Origin of the sequence: Luteimonas sp. MC1572, assembly GCF_016615815.1 — a bacterium.
In the GTDB taxonomy this organism is placed as follows: Bacteria; Pseudomonadota; Gammaproteobacteria; order Xanthomonadales; family Xanthomonadaceae; genus Luteimonas.
On sequence record NZ_CP067112.1, the window covers coordinates 1,440,163 to 1,461,320 of the forward strand.

General features: G+C 69.0%; 16 protein-coding genes and 1 pseudogene. 8 read left to right on the top strand and 9 right to left on the bottom strand.

Going from position 1 to position 21,158, the window contains the following annotated elements:
• Positions 1-285 precede the first annotated feature (285 nt).
• Complete coding sequence (locus JGR64_RS06505; RefSeq protein ID WP_199372583.1) at positions 286-1,254, top strand: RluA family pseudouridine synthase; 969 nt, start codon at positions 286-288, stop codon at positions 1,252-1,254.
• 43 nt (positions 1,255-1,297) lie between these two features.
• Here the strand turns inward: JGR64_RS06505 and JGR64_RS06510 are convergent, their stop codons facing one another.
• Entirely contained in the window at positions 1,298-1,639 is a 342-nt protein-coding gene (locus JGR64_RS06510) for a 4a-hydroxytetrahydrobiopterin dehydratase (RefSeq protein WP_199372584.1), read from the bottom strand.
• Between the two features lie 109 nt (positions 1,640-1,748).
• Here JGR64_RS06510 and JGR64_RS06515 point away from each other — a divergent pair, with 109 nt between their 5' ends.
• Both JGR64_RS06515 and JGR64_RS06520 read left to right on the top strand, forming a co-directional pair.
• Positions 1,749-2,342 (top strand): NfuA family Fe-S biogenesis protein, encoded by a 594-nt coding sequence (locus tag JGR64_RS06515; protein WP_199372585.1) that lies wholly within the window; start codon positions 1,749-1,751, stop codon positions 2,340-2,342.
• Positions 2,343-2,370: 28 nt separating this feature from the next.
• Positions 2,371-4,077: a hypothetical protein gene (locus JGR64_RS06520; RefSeq protein ID WP_199372586.1), complete on the top strand. Its 1,707-nt coding sequence runs from the start codon at positions 2,371-2,373 to the stop codon at positions 4,075-4,077.
• A gap of 21 nt (positions 4,078-4,098) precedes the next feature.
• Here the strand turns inward: JGR64_RS06520 and JGR64_RS06525 are convergent, their stop codons facing one another.
• The 3 genes from JGR64_RS06525 to JGR64_RS06535 form a co-directional block, all read right to left on the bottom strand.
• Positions 4,099-5,703 (bottom strand): BCCT family transporter, encoded by a 1,605-nt coding sequence (locus JGR64_RS06525; protein ID WP_199372587.1) that lies wholly within the window; start codon positions 5,701-5,703, stop codon positions 4,099-4,101.
• 159 nt (positions 5,704-5,862) lie between these two features.
• Entirely contained in the window at positions 5,863-6,294 is a 432-nt protein-coding gene (locus JGR64_RS06530; protein ID WP_199372588.1) for a c-type cytochrome, read from the bottom strand.
• Positions 6,295-6,302: 8 nt separating this feature from the next.
• Positions 6,303-6,638: a cytochrome c gene (locus tag JGR64_RS06535; RefSeq protein WP_199373210.1), complete on the bottom strand. Its 336-nt coding sequence runs from the start codon at positions 6,636-6,638 to the stop codon at positions 6,303-6,305.
• Between the two features lie 233 nt (positions 6,639-6,871).
• Here JGR64_RS06535 and JGR64_RS06540 point away from each other — a divergent pair, with 233 nt between their 5' ends.
• The 3 genes and pseudogenes from JGR64_RS06540 (at position 6,872) to JGR64_RS06550 (ending at position 14,588) form a co-directional block, all read left to right on the top strand.
• Complete coding sequence (locus JGR64_RS06540) at positions 6,872-8,008, top strand: efflux RND transporter periplasmic adaptor subunit (protein WP_199372589.1); 1,137 nt, start codon at positions 6,872-6,874, stop codon at positions 8,006-8,008.
• A 68-nt stretch (positions 8,009-8,076) separates the two neighbouring features.
• A pseudogene (locus JGR64_RS06545) lies at positions 8,077-11,496 on the top strand (efflux RND transporter permease subunit); the annotation flags it as partial.
• Entirely contained in the window at positions 11,493-14,588 is a 3,096-nt protein-coding gene (locus tag JGR64_RS06550; protein ID WP_199372591.1) for an efflux RND transporter permease subunit, read from the top strand. The pseudogene JGR64_RS06545 and the gene JGR64_RS06550, both read left to right, overlap by 4 nt.
• Here the strand turns inward: JGR64_RS06550 and JGR64_RS06555 are convergent.
• The 5 genes from JGR64_RS06555 to ykgO all read right to left on the bottom strand — a co-directional run bounded on the left by JGR64_RS06555 (position 14,559) and on the right by ykgO (position 18,437).
• The gene (locus JGR64_RS06555) at positions 14,559-15,770 is read right to left on the bottom strand and encodes a TraB/GumN family protein (RefSeq protein ID WP_199373211.1); all 1,212 of its coding nucleotides are present in this window, start codon (positions 15,768-15,770) and stop codon (positions 14,559-14,561) included. The genes JGR64_RS06550 and JGR64_RS06555 overlap by 30 nt on opposite strands.
• A gap of 20 nt (positions 15,771-15,790) precedes the next feature.
• Positions 15,791-16,675 (bottom strand): carbon-nitrogen hydrolase, encoded by an 885-nt coding sequence (locus tag JGR64_RS06560; protein ID WP_199372592.1) that lies wholly within the window; start codon positions 16,673-16,675, stop codon positions 15,791-15,793.
• A 60-nt stretch (positions 16,676-16,735) separates the two neighbouring features.
• Positions 16,736-17,767: an agmatine deiminase family protein gene (locus JGR64_RS06565; protein ID WP_199372593.1), complete on the bottom strand. Its 1,032-nt coding sequence runs from the start codon at positions 17,765-17,767 to the stop codon at positions 16,736-16,738.
• A gap of 4 nt (positions 17,768-17,771) precedes the next feature.
• Positions 17,772-18,098, bottom strand: coding sequence for a hypothetical protein (locus tag JGR64_RS06570; protein WP_199372594.1), 327 nt, complete (start codon positions 18,096-18,098; stop codon positions 17,772-17,774).
• 213 nt (positions 18,099-18,311) lie between these two features.
• The gene (gene ykgO / locus JGR64_RS06575) at positions 18,312-18,437 is read right to left on the bottom strand and encodes a type B 50S ribosomal protein L36 (RefSeq protein ID WP_057628212.1); all 126 of its coding nucleotides are present in this window, start codon (positions 18,435-18,437) and stop codon (positions 18,312-18,314) included.
• Between the two features lie 129 nt (positions 18,438-18,566).
• Between ykgO and cmk the strand changes: the two genes are divergently transcribed.
• Complete coding sequence (gene cmk, locus JGR64_RS06580; protein ID WP_199372595.1) at positions 18,567-19,250, top strand: (d)CMP kinase; 684 nt, start codon at positions 18,567-18,569, stop codon at positions 19,248-19,250.
• 157 nt (positions 19,251-19,407) lie between these two features.
• Entirely contained in the window at positions 19,408-21,096 is a 1,689-nt protein-coding gene (gene rpsA, locus JGR64_RS06585; protein ID WP_199372596.1) for a 30S ribosomal protein S1, read from the top strand.
• Positions 21,097-21,158: the final 62 nt, after the last annotated feature.

Genomic DNA, 21,158 nt, shown 5'->3' on the forward strand with positions numbered 1-21,158 from the left:
GCAGCGGATGCCGATGCCATCAAGGCAGGGGCGTCCGCGCCGCTCGGGACATGTTCAGCGCCGGTGCCGTGGCACCGGGCGATCACAGGAACTGCTGTCCAGCCGCTAACATGGCTGCCCCGTGGGCAGTGGCCGCGCGCTGTACGGGATCCGCGGAAGGCCGGCTTTTGGCCGGTGAACTTCCTGCGAAATCAGCACCTTATCTCGCGGCGTGAGTGTATCAGAAAAAGACTCCAGGCCGGTTGCAGCAGGCATCCGGCACCGCATGCATACAGGATCCAGCGAATGACCGAGCGCCACCCCGATCCACCCGCCACGGGCGGCGTCCGCACGGTGCGGATCCCCGACGACCGCGACGGACAGCGCCTGGACAACTTCCTGCTCGGGCAGCTGAAGGGCGCGCCGCGTTCGCTGGTCTACAAGATCGTGCGCAGCGGCCAGGTGCGTGTGAACGGGGGGCGGGTCAAGGCCGACCGGCGGCTGGAGGCCGGCGACGAGGTGCGGATTCCCCCCGTGAGGCTGGAGGAGGCCGGCGAAAAGGGCGTGCCCGGACGCAGCCTGCTGGATGCCATGGCGGCCAGCATCGTGTTCGAGGACGCCCGCCTGCTCGCCATCAGCAAGCCGGCCGGTATCGCCAGCCACGGCGGCAGCGGCATCAGTTTCGGTGTCATCGAGACCCTGCGCGCCCTGCGTCCGGGCGAGCCGCTGGAGCTGGTGCACCGCCTCGACCGCGACACGTCGGGCCTCATGGTGGTGGCGAAGAAGCGCTCCGCGCTGACCGGGCTGCAGGCGCTGATGCGCGAGGACGGTGGCGCCGGACTGCGCAAGCGCTACCTGGCGCTGCTCACCGGGCGCATGCCCGACGGCGTGATGAGCGTGGATGCCCCGCTGCACGTCGGGCTGCGCCAGGGCGGCGAGCGCCATGTCCAGGTCAACCCGGCGGGCAAGGCGTCGCTCAGCCACTTCCGGGTGCTGGAACGCCTGGGTGGGCATTCCTATTGCGAAGTGCGCATCGAGACCGGCCGCACCCACCAGATCCGCGCCCATGCGCGGCATATCGGCCACCCGGTGGCCGGTGACGACAAGTACGGCGAGCACGAGGTCAACCGCCGCCTGCGCGACCAGGTCGGCCTGCGGCGCATGTTCCTGCACGCCGCGTCGCTGGAGTTCGCGCTCGACGACGGCAAGGCGCCGTACGTGCTGAGCGCGCCGCTCGATCCCGAGCTGGGCGAGGTGCTGGACCGCCTGCGCTAGCCGCCGGCGGGAGCTCACGGCGCTACACGCCGCCAACGCACCCTCAGCCGGCGATCGCGTCCGCGCGCGCGGCGCAGATGAAGTCGTTCTCGCTCAGCCCGCCGACGTCGTGGGTGGAATAGCGCACCACGCAGCGGTCGTAGTGCACGCCGAGATCGGGGTGGTGGTCCTCGCGGTTGGCCATGTGCGCCAGCGCGTTCACGAACGACATGGTCCGGTAGTAGTCGGGGAAGCGGAAGGTTCGGGTCAGCGCCTGGCCGTTCTCCGCCAGCGACCAGCCGGCGACTTCGGGCATGAGTTCGTGGACGCGGCCTTCGTGGAGCTTGTGTTCGCTGCCCTTGCGCGGAATGCAGTGGGCCTGGGCGAGCGGGATGAGGTCGGACATGGTGTCTCCTGTGGCCGGATGCCCCGGCTGCGCTGAACGAAAGGTGTGGCGCGGTGCGCGCGCCCGACGCGTATACGGCAACGACGGGCAGGGCGGCTAGAATACGCCCATGATCCAGATCTCCGAATCCGCGCAGACCCATTTCCGCAAGCTGATCGAGCGTGAGGCCGTGTCCGGCATGGGCGTACGCCTGGCTGCGATGCGTGCCGGCACCCCCGAGGCCGACGTCAGGCTCGAGTTCGCCGCGCCCGATGAACTTCAGGGCGACGAGTGGGCGATCGACTGCCAGGGCTTCACCCTGTGGCTGGACGCGCCCAGCGTGCCGTTCCTCGACGGCGCCGAGATCGATTACGCCACGCTGGCCACGGGCGGGCAGCTGCAGATCCGCGCGCCCAAGATCAAGGGCCAGGAGCCCGATGCCGACGCCTCGCTGGTCGAACGCGTGCGCTGGACGGTGGAGCACGTGGTCAATCCGCAGCTCGCCCAGCACCGCGGCCATGTCGACGTGGAGGAAGTGCGTGCCGACGGCGTGGTGCTGCTGCGCTTCGGCGGTGGCTGCCACGGCTGCGGCATGGCCGACGTCACTCTCAAGCAGGGCATCGAGAAAACGCTGATGGAGCGCGTGCCGGGGGTGACCGCCGTGCGCGACGCCACCGACCACGACACCGGCGCCGCGCCCTACATCCCGCGCGCTTCGGCCTGATCGCGCGCCCGCGCTTCGACCGCGACGGATGTTCTCTTCCGCCGAACTGATCGAAGCCCTGCGCCGGCGCACCCGGCGTTCCCTTCGTCCACTGCCTCCGGTCGGCGAGTTCCCACCTGGTTGGCGCGACTGGTTCATCGCAACGCAGGCGCGCAGCCGCGGCGTGGCAGGCGCGGCTGCCGGCGATATCGCCGCGCTCCTGATGGCACGCGAGCCGCAGCCGTCCGCGCAGGTGCTCGAAGTACTGGGCCCCTGGCGCGCCTACGCCACACTGTGGCGCCAGGGTTGGCAGCCGGCCAGCCGCGACGAGCGCGGCACGCGCGTTGCGGCGATGACGCTGAGCATCCTCCTGCATCTGCTGTTCGCACTCGCGCTGGTGTGGTTGATGCATGCGCGCTTCTTCGTGTTCGCGGCGCCGGAAGCGGCGCGCGAAGGCGAGCAGGTGATCCAGGTGGAATTCATCGGCACCGGCACCCCAGAAGATGCCGGAGGCGGCGCCGCGCAGGCGACCAGTGACGATGAACCGTCGCCTGCTGCATCGGCATCCGCTGCGCCATCCGCGGCGGCAGCCCGCGAGCCGCAGCCCGCGCCACCGCCTGCACCACTGCCGGAGCGCGGCGAGGCGCTGGACGAGGCGCCTCCGGTAGCTGCGGTCGAGCCGGTACCGTCACCGCTGCAGGTCACCGAGGTGGCAGTGCCCGATACCCGCTTCACCGTGCCGCCGCCGCGGCCGATCGACATCGACGCTCCGCCTGTCGCGCCGAGGGATGTGGTGGCCCGGACCCGCGAGATCGAAGTGGCGGCCGCGCCGGTGACCCCGGTGCTGGCCGAGGTGCGCACGCGCCCGATCGAGGTGGCGGTGCCCAGGCCTTCGCCGCGCGGGGTGGCGGTGGTCGAGCGCGAAATCGAAGTGGCCCCGGATACCGCCAGGATCTCCACGCAGCCCGCGCGCGAGGTTCCAACGATCACCACCCGGCAGCCAGCCGCGCAGGCGCCCGCAGTGCGCGACCGGGGCGTGCCGATGCCGACGCAGCGAGCGGCCAGCGATGCATCACCGGCGACCGCGGCCACAGCGACGTCCGCGAATGCGCCAGGCAGCAGCGCACAGGCCGGGGCGGGCACGTCCACGGCTGCGTCGCCTGCACCCGCAGGCGGGCGCCCGGACGCCGCCGGCAGCGGTGCGCGCGCCAGCGGGACTGCCGCAGGTGCAGGTTCAGCCGCGGACGCAAAACCCGGTGCCCTGCCATCGTCGCGCCGCGGCAACGACCGGGGCGATTCCACGCGCAACGTCGCCGGTGGCCAGGCCGGAAGCCGGGGCCTGTTCAACGCCGACGGCAGCGCGCGCCTTCCCGGTGATGGGCGCGTGGGTGGTGGCCTGCCGCCGGGCACGATCACCGAAGATTTCGAGAAGATCGACCGCAATGGCACCTGGCTCAAGCGTCCGCCGATCGGCTACGAGCCGACCTCGCTGGACCGCTACTGGGTGCCGCATGAAAGCCTGCTTGCCGAATGGGTGCGCAAGAGCGTCACCGAGGTGCGGATCCCGATTCCCGGGAGCTCCAAGTCGATCCGCTGCGTGACGGTAATGCTGGCGCTCGGCGGCGCCTGCGACATCGTCGACCCCAACATGCAGGATGTCGAAGCGGGCGCGCGCAAGCCACCAGACGTACCCTTCAAGCGCGAACTCCAGGAAGACCAGGACAGCCTCGGGCCGGAGCCCGGCAGCGCGCCCTGAGCGCGTCGTTCTGCCGCGTGGTCAGCGGCCTGGTGGATGCGGTGCGGCCGGCACTCCGCCGTCACCGTTCGCCTTGTCGGCGATCGCCTGCGCCTGCTGCTCCTGTTCGCGCGCGACCCAGTCCTCGAGCACGCGCCGCGCGCGTCGCGCCTCGGCCTTTTCGCGCAGCGCTTCGAGGCGCAGCACGCGGTTCAGACCCACCATGACCGCGATCATGAGTAGCGCGAAGGGCAGCGCCGCCACGGTGATCAGCGCCTGCAGGGCCTCGAGGCCGCCGGCGACCAGCATGGCCGCAGCGACCACCGCGATGGCGATGCCCCAGGCGAACTTGCGTGCCAGTGTCGGATCCCCGGCGGACTCGCTCGACATCGAGCCGAGCACCAGCACCGCGGAATCAGCCGAGGTCACGAAAAAAATCACAAGCAACAGGATGGTCAGGCCCGACAGCAGCCCGGACAGCGGCAGCATGTCGTACATGCCGAACAGCACCGTTTCGTACCCCACTGCGAGCGCGCCGGCCATGTCAGCGCCGCCGAAGATCTGCGCCCACAGCGCGGTGCCGCCAAACGTGGCGAACCACGCGAAGCCGAGCAGGCTGGGCACCGCGATCACACCCAGCACGAACTCGCGCACGCTGCGCCCATACGACACGCGCGCGATGAACGCGCCTACGAACGGCGACCACGAAATCCACCACGCCCAGTAGAAGATCGTCCAGTCGGCCACCCAGCTGCTGCCGGAGAACGGAGTCATCGTGAGGCTCATCTCAAGCAGGTGGTCGAGATAGCTGCCCAACGAGGTGGTGAAAGTTTCGAAGATGAAGCCGGTGGGCCCCAGCAACGCCACCGCCAGCAGAAGCAGGCCGGCAAGGACGAGGTTGAAGTTCGACAGCCACTTGATGCCGCGGTCCACGCCGCTGGCGCTCGACGCCATGTACAGCACGAAGCACACGGCGATCACCGACAGCTGCATGCCGAGCCCGCTGGGCAGGCCGAACACGCGCCCCATGCCGGCGCTGATCTGCATGGTGCCGAAGCCGAGCGTGGTGGCCACGCCGATGGCGGTCGCCACGACCGCGACGATGTTGACCGTCGCGCCCATCCAGCCCAGGTGGCGGTCGCCGATGAGCGGCTGCAGCAGGTCGCTCACCAGTCCGCGACCGCCGCGGTTGTACTGGAACCAGGCGATGGCCAGTCCCATCAGGGCATAGATGGCCCAGGGGTGCAGGCCCCAGTGGAAGAAGGTGTAGCGCATCGCCGCACGCGCGGCCTGTGGCGTGTCCGCTGGCAGGCCTTCCGGCGGATTGACCAGGTGCGAGACGGGCTCTGCCGCGCCCCAGAACACCAGACCGATGCCCATGCCGGCGGCGAACAGCAGCGCCAGCCAGGTCGGCCGGGAGAATTGCGGCTCGGCGTCACGGCCACCGATGCGGAGCGCGGCGAGCGGTCCGAAGGCAAGGTAGGCCATGAACACCAGGGTGAGGAACACGATCAGCAGGTACAGCCAGCCGGCGTGCTCGATCACCGTTGCCAGCGCCGTGCCGGTCATCGCCCCGAATGGTTCCGGCGCCAGCCCGGCCACCAGCGCCAGCACGAAGACCAGGATCAACGAAACGCGGAACACCATGGGCGCACTCCCTTTAGGTCTGCGGCACCGGCCTGCGTGGATGCGTCAAGACTTTACACGCCTCATTGCAGGCGCGATGCCGGCAAACCAGAAAGCCCGCGTCAGGCGGGCTTTCGGGATGCATCAGCTGCCGGGAACGAGCCCCGGCGGCGGTGTGGGTCACTTGCCGGCGTGCGCACCGTGCAGGTCGCGGAGCTGGCCCGGACGCGAGGCGAAATACGCGGCGAGGTCGGCGATCTGCTGGTCGTCCAGGCCGCGGGCCTGGCTGGACATGAGCGCGTGGTCGCGCGCGCCGCTGCGATAGGTCTGCAGCGCATGTGCAAGGTAGTCGCGGTACTGGCCGCCGAGCTTCGGGTAGGCGGGATCGAGCGGGACGTTGCCGTCGGCGCCATGGCAGTCGATGCACGACTGGCCGGTGGCAGCGCCCTTGGTGTTGGCGAGCTGCTCGCCCTGAGCGATGCGGCCAACCGGCAGCGCGTTGACTGTGGTGGCGGACGCGACACCGCTGGCGGTGGTGCCGTCGCCGCATGCGGCGAGGCCCACGGTCGCGACCAGGACCAGGGCGAGGCTTGCGGCTTTGGCGATCGTCATGGGGCGGCTCACGGCGTCAGTCCCGAAATGAAGGCGGCGATGTCGGCGATGTCCTGTTCCGAGAAACTCTGCGCCTGCACCTGCATGGTCGGGTGCTTGCGCGTGCCGTTGCGGTACTCGGTGAGCGCATTGACCAGGTATTCGTTGGACTGGCCGCCGATCCGCGGCACGTGGTAGTGCGGATAGGCGTTCTTGTAACCCTCGATGCCGTGGCAACCCACGCACGTATAGGTAAGCATGCGCCCGCTCTCGGCGTTGCCCGCGGCGGCCTGCTGCGCGAGGGCGGCGGGAGCAAACGAGGCAAGGGCAAGGGCGAGGCAGGCGGCGATCGGCATCGGTCGCATCATGTCTGGGTCCGCATCCTGAGGCTGGGTGGTATGGCTGGGCGCGAGCGGCCTTGCGGACGCGTGCAATCGGCGCAGTATAGCCGCCGACTCAGCGACTGTTAACGCCACGCGTTGGCGCTTCGTTGCCACGCGCGTGATCAGCCCTGCCGCTTGCCACCATGACCTTCGGCGGATATCCGCGCCGGGGCCGGTGCTATACCTTGCTACCACACCATTCTGGCTGCCCATCCATGCTTCCGAGTCCCGCTGTCACGCGTCGCCGCACCGTCGGCCTCGCTGTCCTCATGTTGTCCGCCAGCCTGCTCATGCAGGGTTGTCGCGGAGACGCCGATGCCGCGGCGAAGGACGCGGAAAAGGCGCCCGAAGCGGTGCCGGTCGAGGCCGTTGCGGCGGCGCCGCGCGCGATCGCCGCGAGCTACAGCGGGAGTGCCACTTTGGAAGCGCGCGCCGAAGCACAGGTGGTCTCCAAGACCTCGGGTGTCGCCCTGCAGGTGCTGGTGGAAGAAGGCGATGCGGTGCGCGCCGGGCAGGTGCTGGTGCGCATCGATGCCGACCGCGCACGACTCAACCTGGCGCAGGTCGACGCGCAGATGCGCAAGCTCGAAGCCAACTTCCGTCGCGCCAGCCAGCTGGTCGACCAGCAGATGGTGAGCGTGGGCGATCACGACCAGCTGCGCTACGACCTCGAAAACGCGCGCGCGGCCTGGCGCCTGGCGCAGCTCGAGCTGTCGTACACCAACGTGGTCGCGCCGATTTCGGGCGTCATTGCGTCGCGATCCATCAAGACCGGCAACTTCGTGCAGATCAACACCCCGATCCTGCGCATCGTCGACAACTCGCGACTCGAGGCCACGCTCAACGTGCCCGAGCGCGACCTGACCACGCTGCGTGCCGGGTTGCCGGTTCGCATGCAGGTCGATGCGCTGCCCGGCCGCACGTTCGAAGGCGTGGTGGCGCGCATCGCGCCGGTGATCGAAGCGGGCAGCGGCACGTTCCGCGTGGTCTGCGCCTTTGATCCGGATGACAGTGCGCTGCAGCCCGGCATGTTCGCGCGCATGGGCATCGACTACGACAACCGCGCCAACGCGCTGGCCATCCCGCGCACCGCGCTGCTCGAGGATGAGGGCGACCCCGCGGTGTTCGTGGTGCGCGATGGAAAGGCCGTCCGCACCACCATCGAAACCGGCTATGTCGAAGGCGCCTTCGTGGAAGTACGCAAGGGCCTGGATGCCGGTGACCGCGTGGTCACGGCGGGCAAGGTGACGCTGCGTGATGGCAGCGCGGTCCAGGTCATTGGTGATCCGCCCACGGTGGTCGCCACGGCGGCCACCGAGGCCGGCGCCAAGGCCGACGGGCAGACACGATGAGCACCCGCGGCGGGGAGGGCCGCGACCTGCAGCACGCGGACGGGGTTGACGGGACCGTGCGTGCCGACGGCCTGGTTGGATTCTCGGTGCGCCGTCGGGTGACGGTGGCGATGGTGACCGTCAGCATGCTGCTGTTCGGGCTGATCGCACTCGGCAACCTCAAGGTCAACCTGCTGCCCGACATCAGCTATCCGACGCTGACCGTGCGCACCGAATACACGGGTGCGGCGCCGCAGGAAATCGAAACCCTGGTCAGCGAGCCGGTGGAAGAGTCGCTCGGCGTGGTGAAGGGTCTGCGCCGGCTGAAGTCCGTGTCGCGCACCGGCCAGAGCGACGTGGTGCTCGAGTTCGCCTGGGGCACGGACATGGACCAGGCGAGCCTGGAAGTCCGCGACAAGATGGAGACCCTGCAGCTGCCGCTCGAGGTCACGCCTCCGGTGCTGCTGCGCTTCAATCCCGCGACCGAGCCGATCCTGCGCCTCGCGCTGCGCAGCAGCGGCGAAGGTGATGTCATGCGCGAGCTGCCACTGCTGCGCCGCTACGCCGACGACGACCTGAAGAAGAAACTGGAAACCGTGCCCGGTGCGGCAGCGGTGAAGGTGGGCGGTGGCCTCGAGGACGAGATCCAGGTCGAGCTGGACCTGCAGAAGCTCTCGCAGATCGGCCTGTCGGTCGACGCCGTGGTGCAGCGCCTGAAGGAAGAGAACATCAACCTGTCGGGCGGCCGGCTGGAGCAGGGCACGCAGCGCTACCTGGTGCGCACCGTCAACCAGTTCGCGGGCGTGGACGAGATCCGCGGCATGCTGGTGGCGACGCAGACCGGTAGTTCGGGCGGCGGCGGCGCCGACGAAGTGGCGCGCCTGGCGGCCGCATCCGGCGACGCCTCGGTGATGGCCGCGGCGATGTCGGCGCAGAGCGCCGCGTCGGCGTCCAACCGTGCGGTCGCCGATGGGCGCGCGGTTCGGCTGGGCGATATCGCCGAGGTCCGCCAGGGCTTCAAGGAGCGCGAGGCGATCATCCGCCTCGACGGTCGCGAGGCGGTGGAGCTTGCGATCTACAAGGAAGGCGACGCCAACACCGTGGCCACGGCGGATGCCGTGGAGCAGCGCCTGGTGCAGATCCGCAAGCAGCTGCCGTCGGGCGTGGAGCTGGCGGTGGTGGACGACCAGGCGAAGTTCATCCGCGCGGCGATCTCCGACGTGCGCACCGACGCACTGATCGGCGGCGCGCTGGCGATCCTGATCATCTTCCTGTTCCTGCGCAACGCGTGGAGCACGTTCGTGGTCGGCATTTCGCTGCCGGTGTCGATCATCACCACGTTCTTCTTCATGGACCAGTTCGGCCTGAGCCTCAACGTGATGTCGCTCGGCGGGCTGGCGCTGGCCACGGGGCTGGTGGTGGACGACTCGATCGTGGTGCTGGAAAGCATCGCCAAGGCGCGCGAGCGGGGGTTGGGCGTGCTGGATGCCGCGATCGTCGGCACGCGCGAGGTCGGCATGGCGGTCGTGGCCTCCACGCTCACCATCATCGCGGTGTTCCTGCCGCTGGTGTTCGTGGAAGGCATCGCCGGGCAGCTGTTCCGCGACCAGGCGATGACCATCGCGCTGGCTGTCGGCATCTCGCTGCTGGTGGCCTTGACCCTGATCCCGATGCTGAGCGCGCTCAAGGCGCGCGCGCCACTGGCGTTCCCCGAGGAAGCAGCACACCCGCAGTGGCGCCCGGAAAAGCGCTGGCAGCGACCTGCCGCCGCGACCGGACGTGGTATCGGCTGGGCATTGCGTGCCCTGTTCTTCGGCATCGCCTGGGCACTGGTGCGCGCCGGGCGTCTGCTGGCGGCGATCGTCGGCCCGCCGATGCGCACGGCCAGTCGCGTCGCGATGGCGCCGTATGCGCGCGCCGAAGGCGGCTACCTGCGCATGCTGCCTGCGGCGCTCGCTCGCCCGCGCCTGGTGCTTGGCGTGGCGCTTGCCGCGTTCGTGGCCACCATGGCCATCGTGCCCACCCTGGGCACCGACCTGATCCCGCAGCTTGCCCAGGACCGGTTCGAGATGACCGCGCGGCTGCCGCCCGGCACGCCGTTGCGCCAGACCGACGCGTTGGTCCGCCAGGTGCAGCAGGCCCACGCCGACGATGACGGCATCGCCGTGCTGTTCGGCGTCAGCGGCACCGGCACGCGGCTGGATGCCAACCCCACCGACAGCGGCGAGAACATCGGCCGCCTGACGGTGGTGATGGAGGACGGCGGCAGCCGCGCCCTCGAGGCTGAGCTGACCGAAGGCCTGCGCGCGACGATGCAGGAGCACCCCGGTGCGCAGGTCGATTTCAGCCGCCCGGCGCTTTTCAGCTTCTCCAGTCCGCTGGAGATCGAGCTGCGCGGCCAGGACCTCGACGAACTCGCGGCCGCGGGGCAGCGCCTTGCCGCACTGCTCCGTGACAGCCCGCACTACGCCGACGTCAAGTCGACCGTGGAGCAGGGCGCGCCGGAGATCCGCATCGTGTTCGACCAGGAACGTGCCGGCGCGCTCGGGCTGACCACGCGCCAGGTTGCGGATGCCGTGGTCAACTCGGTGCGCGGCGAGGTCGCCACGCGCTACGACTTCCGCGACCGCAAGATCGACGTGCTGGTGCGTGCACGCCAGGGCGAGCGTGACTCGGTGCAGGCGATCCGCGACCTGATCGTCAATCCCGCATCCGCGCGTCCGGTGCGCCTGTCTGCGGTGGCCGATGTGGTCGCCACCACCGGCCCCAGCGAAGTGCATCGCGCCGACCAGGTGCGTGTGGCGGTGGTGTCGGCCAACCTGCGCGACATCGACCTGGGAGCCGCGGTCGAGGACGTCCGCCGCCTGGTCAGCGAGAACCCGCTCGGCGCCGGCATCGGCATGCACGTCGGTGGCCAGGGCGAGGAGCTCGCCGACTCGCTCAACTCGCTGCTGTTCGCGTTCGCGCTGGCGATCTTCATGGTCTACCTGGTGATGGCGTCGCAGTTCGAATCGCTGCTGCATCCGTTCGTGATCCTGTTCACCATCCCCCTGGCGATGGTCGGCGCGATCCTGGCGCTGCTGTTGACCGGCAACACGGTCTCGGTGGTGGTGTTCATCGGCTTGATCTTGATGGTGGGCCTGGTGGTGAAGAACGCGATCATCCTGATCGACAAGGTCAACCAGCTGCGCGAGGCCGGCGTGGCCAAGCGCGATGCCCTGGTCGAAGGCGCACGCTCGCGCCTGCGTCCGATCGTGATGACCACGCTCTCGACGCTGTTCGGCTTCATGCCGCTGGCGCTGGCGTTCGGCGAAGGGGCGGAAGTGCGCTCGCCGATGGCGATCACGGTGATCGGCGGGTTGCTGGTGTCCACGCTGCTGACGTTGCTGGTGATCCCGGTGGTCTACGACCTCCTGGATCGCCGCGGTGACGCGTATTACCTGGAACGCGGACGCCGGGCGCGCGCCGTGTCCGGCGGCAATGCCAGCGACGACGGGCTGCCTGCATGACCGTCGCGGAGTTCAGCCTGCGGCGCCCTGTGACCACGGTGATGCTGTTCGTGTCGCTGTTCGTGGTCGGCCTGATCGCGTCGTTCCGTCTGCCGCTGGAGGCGCTGCCGGACGTGTCGGCGCCGTTCCTGTTCGTGCAGCTGCCGTATGAGGGTTCCACGCCGGAAGAGGTCGAGCGCAACGTGCTGCGGCCGGCCGAAGAGGCGCTGGCCACGATGACCGGCGTCAAGCGCATGCGCGGCGAGGCCACGGCCAACGGCGCCGGCGTGTTCATGGAGTTCAATGACTGGGACCGCGACATCGCGATCACGGCGTCCGAGGCGCGCGAGCGGCTGGACGCCATCCGCGAGGAGCTGCCCGACGACTTCCGGCGCTACTTCGTGTTCAAGTGGTCCACAGGCGACCAGGCGATCCTGCGCGTGCGACTGGCCGGCGATGTCGACATGTCATCGTCGTACGACCTGATCGACCGCCAGCTCAAGCGCCGCATCGAACGCGTGCCGGGCGTGGCGCGCGTCGAGATCAACGGCGCGCCGGCCAACGAGGTCGAGATCGCGATCGACCCAGACCGCCTCAACGCGCACGGCATCGCGCTCAATGCGCTCGCCGAGCGCCTGCGCACGGTGAACTTCTCGGTGTCGGCCGGGATGATCGAGGACGGCGGCGTGCGCCTGCGCGTGCAGCCGCAGGGCGAGGTGACCGAGCTGGCCGAGCTGCGCGACCTGGTCGTCGATGCCAGCGGCCTGCGCCTCGGTGATGTGGCCACGGTGCAGCTCAAGCCGGAACGCGTGGATTTCCGCCGTCGCCTGGACGGACGCGCCGCGGTGGGCCTGGAGATCTACAAGGAACGCGATGCCAACCTGGTCGAGGTCTCGCGCAACGCGTTGGCCGAGATGCGGGCCGCCGGCTCGGAGCCGGGACTCGAAGGCGTGGAATTCAAGGTCCTGCAGGACATGGGCGAGTCGGTGACAAGCTCCCTGCTCGAGCTCGCCGAGGCCGGGGCAATCGGCCTGCTGCTGTCGATCCTGGTGCTGTTCTTCTTCCTGCGCCACTGGCCGTCCACGCTGATGGTGACCCTGGCGATCCCGATCTGCTTCGTGATGACGCTGGGCTTCATGCATTTCTTCGGCGTCACGCTCAACATCCTGAGCCTGATGGGCCTGCTGCTGGCCGTGGGCATGCTGGTCGACAACGCGGTGGTGGTGGTGGAAAGCATCTACCAGGAGCGCGAGCGCAACCCGGGTGACACCTGGCGCGCGTCGATCGTGGGCACCCGCAACGTGGCCATCGCGCTGTCGGCGGGCACGCTCTGCCACTGCATCGTGTTCCTGCCCAACCTGCTGGGCGAAACCAACGACATCAGCATCTTCATGGCGCAGATCGCGATCACCATCTCGGTGTCGCTGTTGGCGTCGTGGCTGGTGGCCGTGAGCCTGATCCCGATGCTCTCGGCGCGCATGCGCACGCCGCCGGCGCTGGCGGAGAAGGGCGGCATGATCCGCCGCATGCAGGGGCGCTACGCGCGCCTGCTGCGCTGGACCCTGGTGCATCGCGGCTGGAGCGTGGCCGGCATCGTGCTGGTGATCGCGGCCAGCGTGGTGCCCATCAAGGGCACCACCTTCGACATGTTCGGCGGCGGGGACCAGGGCGAACTCAACGTCTATTACCAGTGGAAGGGCAGCTACACCACCGCGCAGATGTCGGAGGAGATCGGGCGCGTGGAGGACTTCCTCGACGAGAACCGCGAGCGCTTCCGTATCATCCAGATCTATTCCTGGTTCGGCGAAAACACCGATTCCGGCACCATGCTGACCTTCGACGACGACGTGAAGGACACCAGCGAGCTCGCCGAGGCGATCAGCAAGGCGCTGCCGCGTTCGGCACGCGCCGAGATCGGCGTGCGCGGAAACGGCGGGCAGGGCGGTGGAGGCGGCGGGCTGGGCAAGAACGTCAGCGTGCAGCTGGTGGGTGACAGCGCCGCGCAGCTGCGCGACATCGCCGACGACGTGGTGCCGATGCTCGAAGCTCGGCCCGAGCTGCGCGACGTGCGCGTCGACCAGGGCGACCGCGGCGAGGAGCTGGCGGTGCGCGTGGACCGCGAGCGCGCGGCCGCGTTCGGTTTCAGCGCCGAGCAGGTGTCGTCGTTCGTGGCGATGGCGCTGCGCGGCAGCCAGCTGCGCGAGTACCGCCGCGGCGATTCCGAGGTGCCGGTGTGGGTGCGCTTCGAAGGTGCGCAGCAGTACCAGCCTTCGGACATCGCAGGCTTCATGGTGCGCAGCGCCGACGGGCGCCAGGTGCCATTGCTGGCAATGGTGGACATGGAGGTGCAGCCGACCGACAGCCGCATCGCGCGCCATGACCGGCAGACCGCGGTCGGCATCCAGGCCAACCTGGAAGGCGAGACCACGATGGAGCAGGCGCGCAAGGCCATGGAGAGCGTGATCGACTCGCTCTCGCTGCCGGCCGGCTATGGCCACAGTTTTTCGGGCAGTGGCTTCGAGGAAGACCAGAAGGCGATGCAGCAGATGATGTTCAACCTGCTGCTGGCGCTGCTGATGATCTACGTGGTGATGGCGGCGGTGTTCGAGTCGCTGCTGTTCCCCGCGGCCATCATGAGCTGCGTGCTGTTCTCGATCCTCGGCGTGTTCTGGCTGTTCTGGCTGACCGGCACGTCGTTCACGGTGATGGGCTTCATCGGCATCCTGGTGCTGATGGGCGTGGTGGTGAACAACGGCATCGTGATGGTGGAGCACATCAACAACCTGCGCCGGCGCGGCATGTCGCGCACCGACGCGCTGGTCGAGGGCAGCCGCGAGCGCCTGCGCCCGATCCTGATGACCATGGGCACGGCGATCCTGGCGATGGTGCCGATTTCGCTCAGCGACACCGTGGTGCTCGGCGGGCTGGCGTACTCGCCGATGGCGCGCGCCGTGGCCGGCGGGCTGGCGTTCTCGACCGTGGTCAGCCTGCTGTTCCTGCCAACGATCTACGCGATGCTCGACGACCTGGCCAACGGCACCGCGAGGTTGCTGCGCCGCGCCCGTGGCGGGCGCGGGGCGGTATCAGCCGAACAGCTTGCCGAGCATCCGTAGGCCACCGGTCCAGACGCCGATCGCGGTGCCCATGCTGGTCAGGAAGAAATTCAGCAGCACGCGCGCCACGCGGTTGCGCCACCAGCCACGCACCGTGCCGACGTCGTCGCGCAGGGCCATGAAGTCGGCGTAGGTGGGCTTGCGCAGCGCGGCTTCGACCAGCGCGCTGACGGTGCCCGATGCCAGCGCCGGGTGCAGCGGCGTGATCGGCGACGCGACGAAGGCGGCCAGGATGCTCAGCGGATGGCCGCCGGCGATCGCACAGCCCAGCGCGCCCAGGCTTCCGGTGACCAGCACCCACTGCAGCATCAGGTCGGCACCGACGTCGAAGCCGCCGCGCCAGAACCCCCAGGCAAAGCCGCCCAGCACGACCACCGCGATGCTGATCTCCATCCACGGCACGCGTGACTTGGGCTTGACGGTCTCCAGGCCTGCGCGTACCTCGTCCGGCGGTTCACGATCGTCCGCCAGGTGCGCCGCCAGGCCCTTCAGGTGCCCGGCGCCAACCACGGCCAGCACCTCGTGGGCGCCCGCCGGCGGCTCGCGCAGGCGCGCGGCCATGTAGCGGTCACGCTCGGTGATGATGGCTTCGTAAAGCTCCGGCACCTCGCCGGCGAATTCGCTGAAGCTCGCTTCCAGCACGTCGCCCTGCTTGAGGCGCTCAATGTCGTCGTCACCGACCGCGTCGCTTGCGATCAGGCCCATCATCAGGCTGCCGCTGACCTTGGCGCGCCCCCACCAGCCGAGGCGCTGCATCGCGCGCCTGAAGGTCAGGCCGACGTCGCGGTCGATCAGTTGCAGCGGCAGGCCGCGGGCACGGGCGTCGGCGGCCGCGGCCTTGAGCTCGGCGCCCGGCTCGACGCCCATCTGCTCGGCCAGGCGGCGCTGGTAGCTTGCGAGCGCCAGGTTGGCGGCGAACAGCGGCGTCTTGCCTTCGCGCAGCACCTTCACCAGGTCGAGCCTTCCCAGGGAGTCGGGATCGGTCATCGCCTGCAGGCGCTGTTCGTCGAGTTCTACGGCGACCGCGTCGTAGTGGCCGCTGGCGATGGCCGCGCGCACCGCGTCCACGCTGGCGCGCGACACGTGCGCGGTGCCGAGCAACGTGTAGCGCACACCGTCGCGCTCCACGATGGCGTGCGGTTGGCCCGCCAAGGCGGCATCGGCCATCGACTGCGCAGTCATCGGCACGTCCGTATCAGCGTTCAATCGCGGTAGCGCCTGAGCAGGTCGCCATACGCATCTATGCGGCGGTCACGCAGGAACGGCCAGATGCGGCGGACGTGCTCGCTGCGGCCCAGGTCGACTTCGCAGGTGAGGATGGTCGGATCGCTGCCGGCTTCGGCCAGGAACTCGCCCTGCGGGCCGAGCACGTGGCTGTTGCCCCAGAAGTCGATGCCCGATGCGCCCAGTGGCGATGGCTCGTGGCCGACGCGGTTGCACGACAGTACCGGCAGGCCGTTGGCCACGGCATGGCCACGATGGCTGAGGATCCACGCATCGCGCTGGCGGGACTTCTCCGCTGCGTCGTCGCTCGGGTCGAAGCCGATCGCGGTCGGATAGAGCAGCAGTTCGGCGCCGGCCAGCGCCATCAGGCGGGCGGCTTCCGGATACCACTGGTCCCAGCACACCAGCACGCCAAGGCGGCCCACGGCGGTGTCGATCGGCTCGAATCCGAGGTCGCCCGGTGTGAAGTAGAACTTCTCGTAGAACCCCGGATCATCGGGGATGTGCATCTTGCGGTACTTGCCGGCGGTCGAGCCGTCGGCGTCGAAGACCACCGCGGTGTTGTGGTACAGGCCGGCGGCGCGCTTCTCGAACAGCGAGCTGACCAGCACCACGCCGTGCTGGCGGGCCAACGCGCCAAGGCGCTCCGTGCTCGGGCCGGGGATGGGTTCGGCCAGGTCGAACTCGTCGACGCACTCGTGCTGGCAGAAGTAGGCGCCGTTGTGCAGTTCCTGCAGCAGCACGAGTTTCGCGCCCTGCGCGGCGGCCTCGGCCACGCGCTGCTCGATGACGGCGAGGTTGGCCTCGGCGTTGCCGTGGTTGCGCTCCTGCACGAGGGCGACGGGGAGGGTGGTCTTCTTCATTCTGCTGCTGCCGTGGGCGGACGGACCCGCCATTGTAGGGCCGGGAACGCGAACGCCCGCTTACACCAGTCCGCGCGGCAGCTGCATGCTGATGCAGTGCAGGCTGCCGTTCTGCCAGATCAGCGCACGGCAGGGCACCTGCACGACTTCGCGGCCGGGGTGCGCCGCGGCCAGCACCGTGGCGGCACGGTCGTCGGCCGGGTCGCCATAGGCGGGCATCAGGACCGCACCGTCGATGACGAGGTAGTTGGCATAGCTGGCCGCAAGCCGTCGCCCTTCATCCAGGACCGGCTGCGGCCACGGCAGCGGGTACAGCGTGTAGGGCGCGCCGTCGGCGGTGCGCAGCGCCGCGATCTCATCGGCCATGGCGCCGAGCTCGGCATGGTGGCGGTCACCGGGGTCGTCGCAGGCCTGGAACACGATGGCGTTGCCGGGTGCGAAGCGGGCGAGGGTGTCGATGTGGGCGTCGGTGTCGTCGCCCTCGAGGTAGCCGTGGTCGAGCCAGAGCACGCGGTCCTGCTTCAGCCAGGCCGCCAGGCGCGCGGACAGGTCGTCGCGGCTGGCATCCGGGTGGCGCTCGTGCAGGCAGCGCCAGGTGGTCAGCAGTGTGCCGGCGCCATCGGTTTCAATCGCGCCGCCTTCAAGTGCAAAATCAATGTGTTGCCGATCATTCTTGAAGAAGATTCCCGAGTCGGCGAGGCGCTCGACCAAGCGGTCATCCTCGCTCGCCTCGAACTTGCCGCCCCATCCGGTGAAGCGGAAGTCGAGCAACCGGAAGCCACCCGCGCCAACCAGCGTGATCGGCCCGGTGTCGCGCAGCCAGGTGTCGTTGTAGGGAATGGCGAGGAACGCCACGCGCTCCATGTCGATGCGTGCCGACGCCAGGCGTGCGCGCGCATAGGCCTCGACGTCGTCATCGGCCACGCACACCAGCACCCGCTGGAAGCGAGTGATGGCGGCGACCAGGGCGATATAGGTGTCCTCGACGTCGCCCAGGCGGTCGGCCCAGTCGGTGCCGGCGTGCGGCCAGGCCAGCAGGATCGCGGACTGGGGTTCCCACTCCGCGGGGAAGCGCAGGTTGTCTTGGTTCATGGGCTCAGCGGATGGGCGGCTTGGGTCCGGTCTCGCCCGGCGTGGCCTGGTTGGCCACGGCATCGACGACGCGGGTCTTCTCGAAGTAGACCGTGAACGCCGGATAGACCCAACGGTTGATGGTCGGCCACTGCCGCTTCTGGCCGCCGCGCGGGTCGAGGCGCTCGCTGGGCGCGCCGAAGCGCGCTTCCACGTCGGCCATGCTCATGCCTCTCGCCGGCATGGCAATGCCGGTTTCCGTCCGGGCGCGATCGACAAGCAGGGTGTCGGCGGACGCCGCGCCGGCGCAGGCCAGCAGGGCGGCGGTGGTCATCGCAAGGATCAGGCGCATGGTGGATCTCCCCGTGGGCGCTGCACGACGCAGCCGCAGCGTTTTTAGCAGATCGCACGCCGGCGCGGCGTGGCAGCAGGGCGAAGCGGGCGCGCGGTCACGCCTGGATGCGTGCACCAGATACGCGGAAGGCCGCATTTCTGCGGCCTTCCGGAAGCGGGAGTTGGCCCACGGCGCGATGTCATGCGTCCGCGGCGACTCCCTCCGCGCGGCTCAGCGCTGGCGGGCCTTGAAGCGCGGGTTGGACTTGCAGATCACGAAGATCTTGCCGCGACGACGAACGACCTTGCAGTCGCGGTGGCGGGTCTTCGCCGACTTGAGTGAGGACAGGACCTTCATGACAAACCTCGAAACGGGTTGGGGCAATCAAGCCGACAATTCTACCGGGCTTTCTGGTCCAGACTCAAGCCCCCGCGCGGTTTGCCGCCGGCGGCGGTCTAGAATGGCCGCCCACCCCCGGAGCCGGACATGACCCAGGACGCCATACCCGTATTGACGATCGACGGACCTTCGGGCTCCGGCAAGGGCACGATCAGCCGCGCGGTGGCGGGCAGGCTGGGCTGGCACTACCTGGATTCCGGCGCACTGTACCGCGCCATCGGCGTGGCCGCGGGCTGGGCCGACCTCGATCTGGACGACGGTGGTGCGCTGGTGCGCTGCGCATTCGACACCGACATCGGCTTCCGCGACGACGACCGCGGCGAGCTGCGCGTGCTCGTGAACGGCCACGACGCCACCGACGAGCTGCGCACGGAAACCGCCGGAGCCGCGGCCTCGGCGATTGCAGCCATCCCCGAAGTCCGCGCGGCCCTCAAGGAGCGCCAGCGGGTGTTCCGCAAGCCGCCGGGCCTGGTTGCCGACGGTCGTGACATGGGCACCGTGATCTTTCCGGATGCGGCGACCAAGGTGTTCCTCACCGCAAGCGCAGAGGAGAGGGCGGAAAGGCGCTATAAGCAGTTGAAGGACAAGGGGGTTTCTGTTACGTTAGATGGTCTGCTGCGAGAGATTCTCGCCCGCGACGCCCGCGATGCCAATCGCGCGGTGGCGCCGCTGCGGCCGGCCGAAGACGCCGTCCGCATCGACACCACCGGCCTTGGCATCGAAACGGTCGTCGAGCGCGTCCTGGCCCTGGTGCCGGTGCGCGCGGGCTGAACTTCCGAGGCAGGTTGGTCCCGCGTGGCGCCTGCCGCGCGGATTTTCCGTGCATTAAGCACTCATGGCGACGCGCAATCCCGCGCAAGCCGACAACGGGTGGACCGGGTTCCGCGCATCGCGCGCCGGTCTGTTTCGTCAACCGGGTAATTTTTCAATGACCGAATCATTTGCTGAACTGTTTGAACAGAGCGAGGCCGCCCTCGGCAAGCTGAAGCCGGGCTCCATCGTCACCGGCGTCGTGATCCAGGTGCGGACCGACGTGGTGGTGATCAACGCCGGCCTCAAGTCCGAAGGCATCGTGCCGATCGAACAGTTCCGTAACGACGCCGGCGAGATCGACGTCGCCGAGGGCGACATCGTCAAGGTCGCGCTCGACTCCCTCGAGAACGGCTTCGGCGAGACCGTGCTGTCGCGCGAGAAAGCCAAGCGCGCCATGGTGTGGGACGAGCTCGAGGAAGCGCTCGAGAAGAACGAGACCATCACCGGCCGCATCAGCGGCAAGGTCAAGGGCGGTTTCACCGTCGACATCAAGGACGTCCGCGCGTTCCTGCCGGGCTCGCTGGTCGACGTGCGCCCGGTACGCGACCCGGTGTACCTGGAAGGCAAGGAGCTCGAGTTCAAGCTCATCAAGCTCGACCGCAAGCGCAACAACGTGGTCGTCTCCCGCCGTGCGGTGGTCGAGAGCGAGCACTCGGAAGAGCGCGAGCAGCTGATGGAGAAGCTGGTCGAGGGCGCCGTGCTGAAGGGTGTCGTCAAGAACCTGACCGACTACGGCGCGTTCGTGGACCTGGGTGGCATCGACGGCCTGCTGCACATCACCGACATGGCCTGGAAGCGCGTGCGCCATCCGTCCGAAGTCGTGGAAGTGGGCGCCGAGCTCGACGTCCGCGTGCTGAAGTACGACCGCGAGCGCAACCGCGTCAGCCTGGGCCTGAAGCAGCTGGGCGAGGATCCGTGGGACAACATCGCCCGCCGCTACCCGTCCAACACCCGCGTGTTCGGCAAGGTCTCCAACGTCACCGATTACGGCGCGTTCGTCGAGATCGAGCCGGGCGTCGAAGGCCTGGTGCACGTGTCCGAGATGGACTGGACCAACAAGAACGTCAACCCGCAGAAGGTCGTGCAGGTGGGTGACGAACTCGAGGTCATGGTGCTCGACGTCGACGAAGAGCGTCGCCGCATCTCGCTGGGCATCAAGCAGGTCACGTCCAACCCGTGGGAGACCTTCGCGGCCATCCACAAGAAGGGCGACAAGGTCGACGGCCAGATCAAGTCGATCACCGACTTCGGCATCTTCATCGGCCTGGACGGCGGCATCGACGGCCTGATCCACCTGTCCGACATGAGCTGGAACACCAGCGGCGAAGACGTGGCGCGCAACCTCAAGAAGGGCGACACGCTGGAAGCCGTGGTGCTGGCGGTGGACCCGGAACGCGAGCGCATCAGCCTGGGCGTCAAGCAGCTCGAGCAGGATCCGTTCGGCCAGTTCATGGCGGCGCACCCGCGTGGCACCAAGGTCACCGGCACTGTCCGCGAAGTCGACGCCAAGGGCGCCATCATCGACATCGCCGACGGCGTGGAAGGCTACGTGGCCGCGCGCGACATCTCCGATGAGCGCATCGACGACGCCAGCCAGCACCTGAAGGTGGGCGAGACGATCGAGGCCAAGTTCACCGGCATGGACCGCAAGGGCCGCACGCTGCAGCTGTCGATCCGCGCCAAGGACGAGGCCGAAGTGGCCGACACCCTGGCCGAGTACAACCGCGCCGCGTCGGATGCCTCCAGTGGCACGACCAAGCTCGGTGCCCTGCTGCGCGAGCAGCTGGACAGCAAGTCCGAGTAAGCCAGCAAGACCCGGAGCGGCCTGGCACCAGCCAGGCCGCTTTCGGTTGTCGAGGCCACGAT

Coding starts and splice junctions, on each gene's coding strand:
- JGR64_RS06505 (WP_199372583.1), top strand. CDS start 286: ATGACCGAGCGCCACCCCGATCCACCCGCCACGGGCGGCGTCCGCACG.
- JGR64_RS06510 (WP_199372584.1), bottom strand. CDS start 1,639: ATGTCCGACCTCATCCCGCTCGCCCAGGCCCACTGCATTCCGCGCAAG.
- JGR64_RS06515 (WP_199372585.1), top strand. CDS start 1,749: ATGATCCAGATCTCCGAATCCGCGCAGACCCATTTCCGCAAGCTGATC.
- JGR64_RS06520 (WP_199372586.1), top strand. CDS start 2,371: ATGTTCTCTTCCGCCGAACTGATCGAAGCCCTGCGCCGGCGCACCCGG.
- JGR64_RS06525 (WP_199372587.1), bottom strand. CDS start 5,703: ATGGTGTTCCGCGTTTCGTTGATCCTGGTCTTCGTGCTGGCGCTGGTG.
- JGR64_RS06530 (WP_199372588.1), bottom strand. CDS start 6,294: ATGACGATCGCCAAAGCCGCAAGCCTCGCCCTGGTCCTGGTCGCGACC.
- JGR64_RS06535 (WP_199373210.1), bottom strand. CDS start 6,638: ATGCGACCGATGCCGATCGCCGCCTGCCTCGCCCTTGCCCTTGCCTCG.
- JGR64_RS06540 (WP_199372589.1), top strand. CDS start 6,872: ATGCTTCCGAGTCCCGCTGTCACGCGTCGCCGCACCGTCGGCCTCGCT.
- JGR64_RS06550 (WP_199372591.1), top strand. CDS start 11,493: ATGACCGTCGCGGAGTTCAGCCTGCGGCGCCCTGTGACCACGGTGATG.
- JGR64_RS06555 (WP_199373211.1), bottom strand. CDS start 15,770: ATGACTGCGCAGTCGATGGCCGATGCCGCCTTGGCGGGCCAACCGCAC.
- JGR64_RS06560 (WP_199372592.1), bottom strand. CDS start 16,675: ATGAAGAAGACCACCCTCCCCGTCGCCCTCGTGCAGGAGCGCAACCAC.
- JGR64_RS06565 (WP_199372593.1), bottom strand. CDS start 17,767: ATGAACCAAGACAACCTGCGCTTCCCCGCGGAGTGGGAACCCCAGTCC.
- JGR64_RS06570 (WP_199372594.1), bottom strand. CDS start 18,098: ATGCGCCTGATCCTTGCGATGACCACCGCCGCCCTGCTGGCCTGCGCC.
- ykgO (WP_057628212.1), bottom strand. CDS start 18,437: ATGAAGGTCCTGTCCTCACTCAAGTCGGCGAAGACCCGCCACCGCGAC.
- cmk (WP_199372595.1), top strand. CDS start 18,567: ATGACCCAGGACGCCATACCCGTATTGACGATCGACGGACCTTCGGGC.
- rpsA (WP_199372596.1), top strand. CDS start 19,408: ATGACCGAATCATTTGCTGAACTGTTTGAACAGAGCGAGGCCGCCCTC.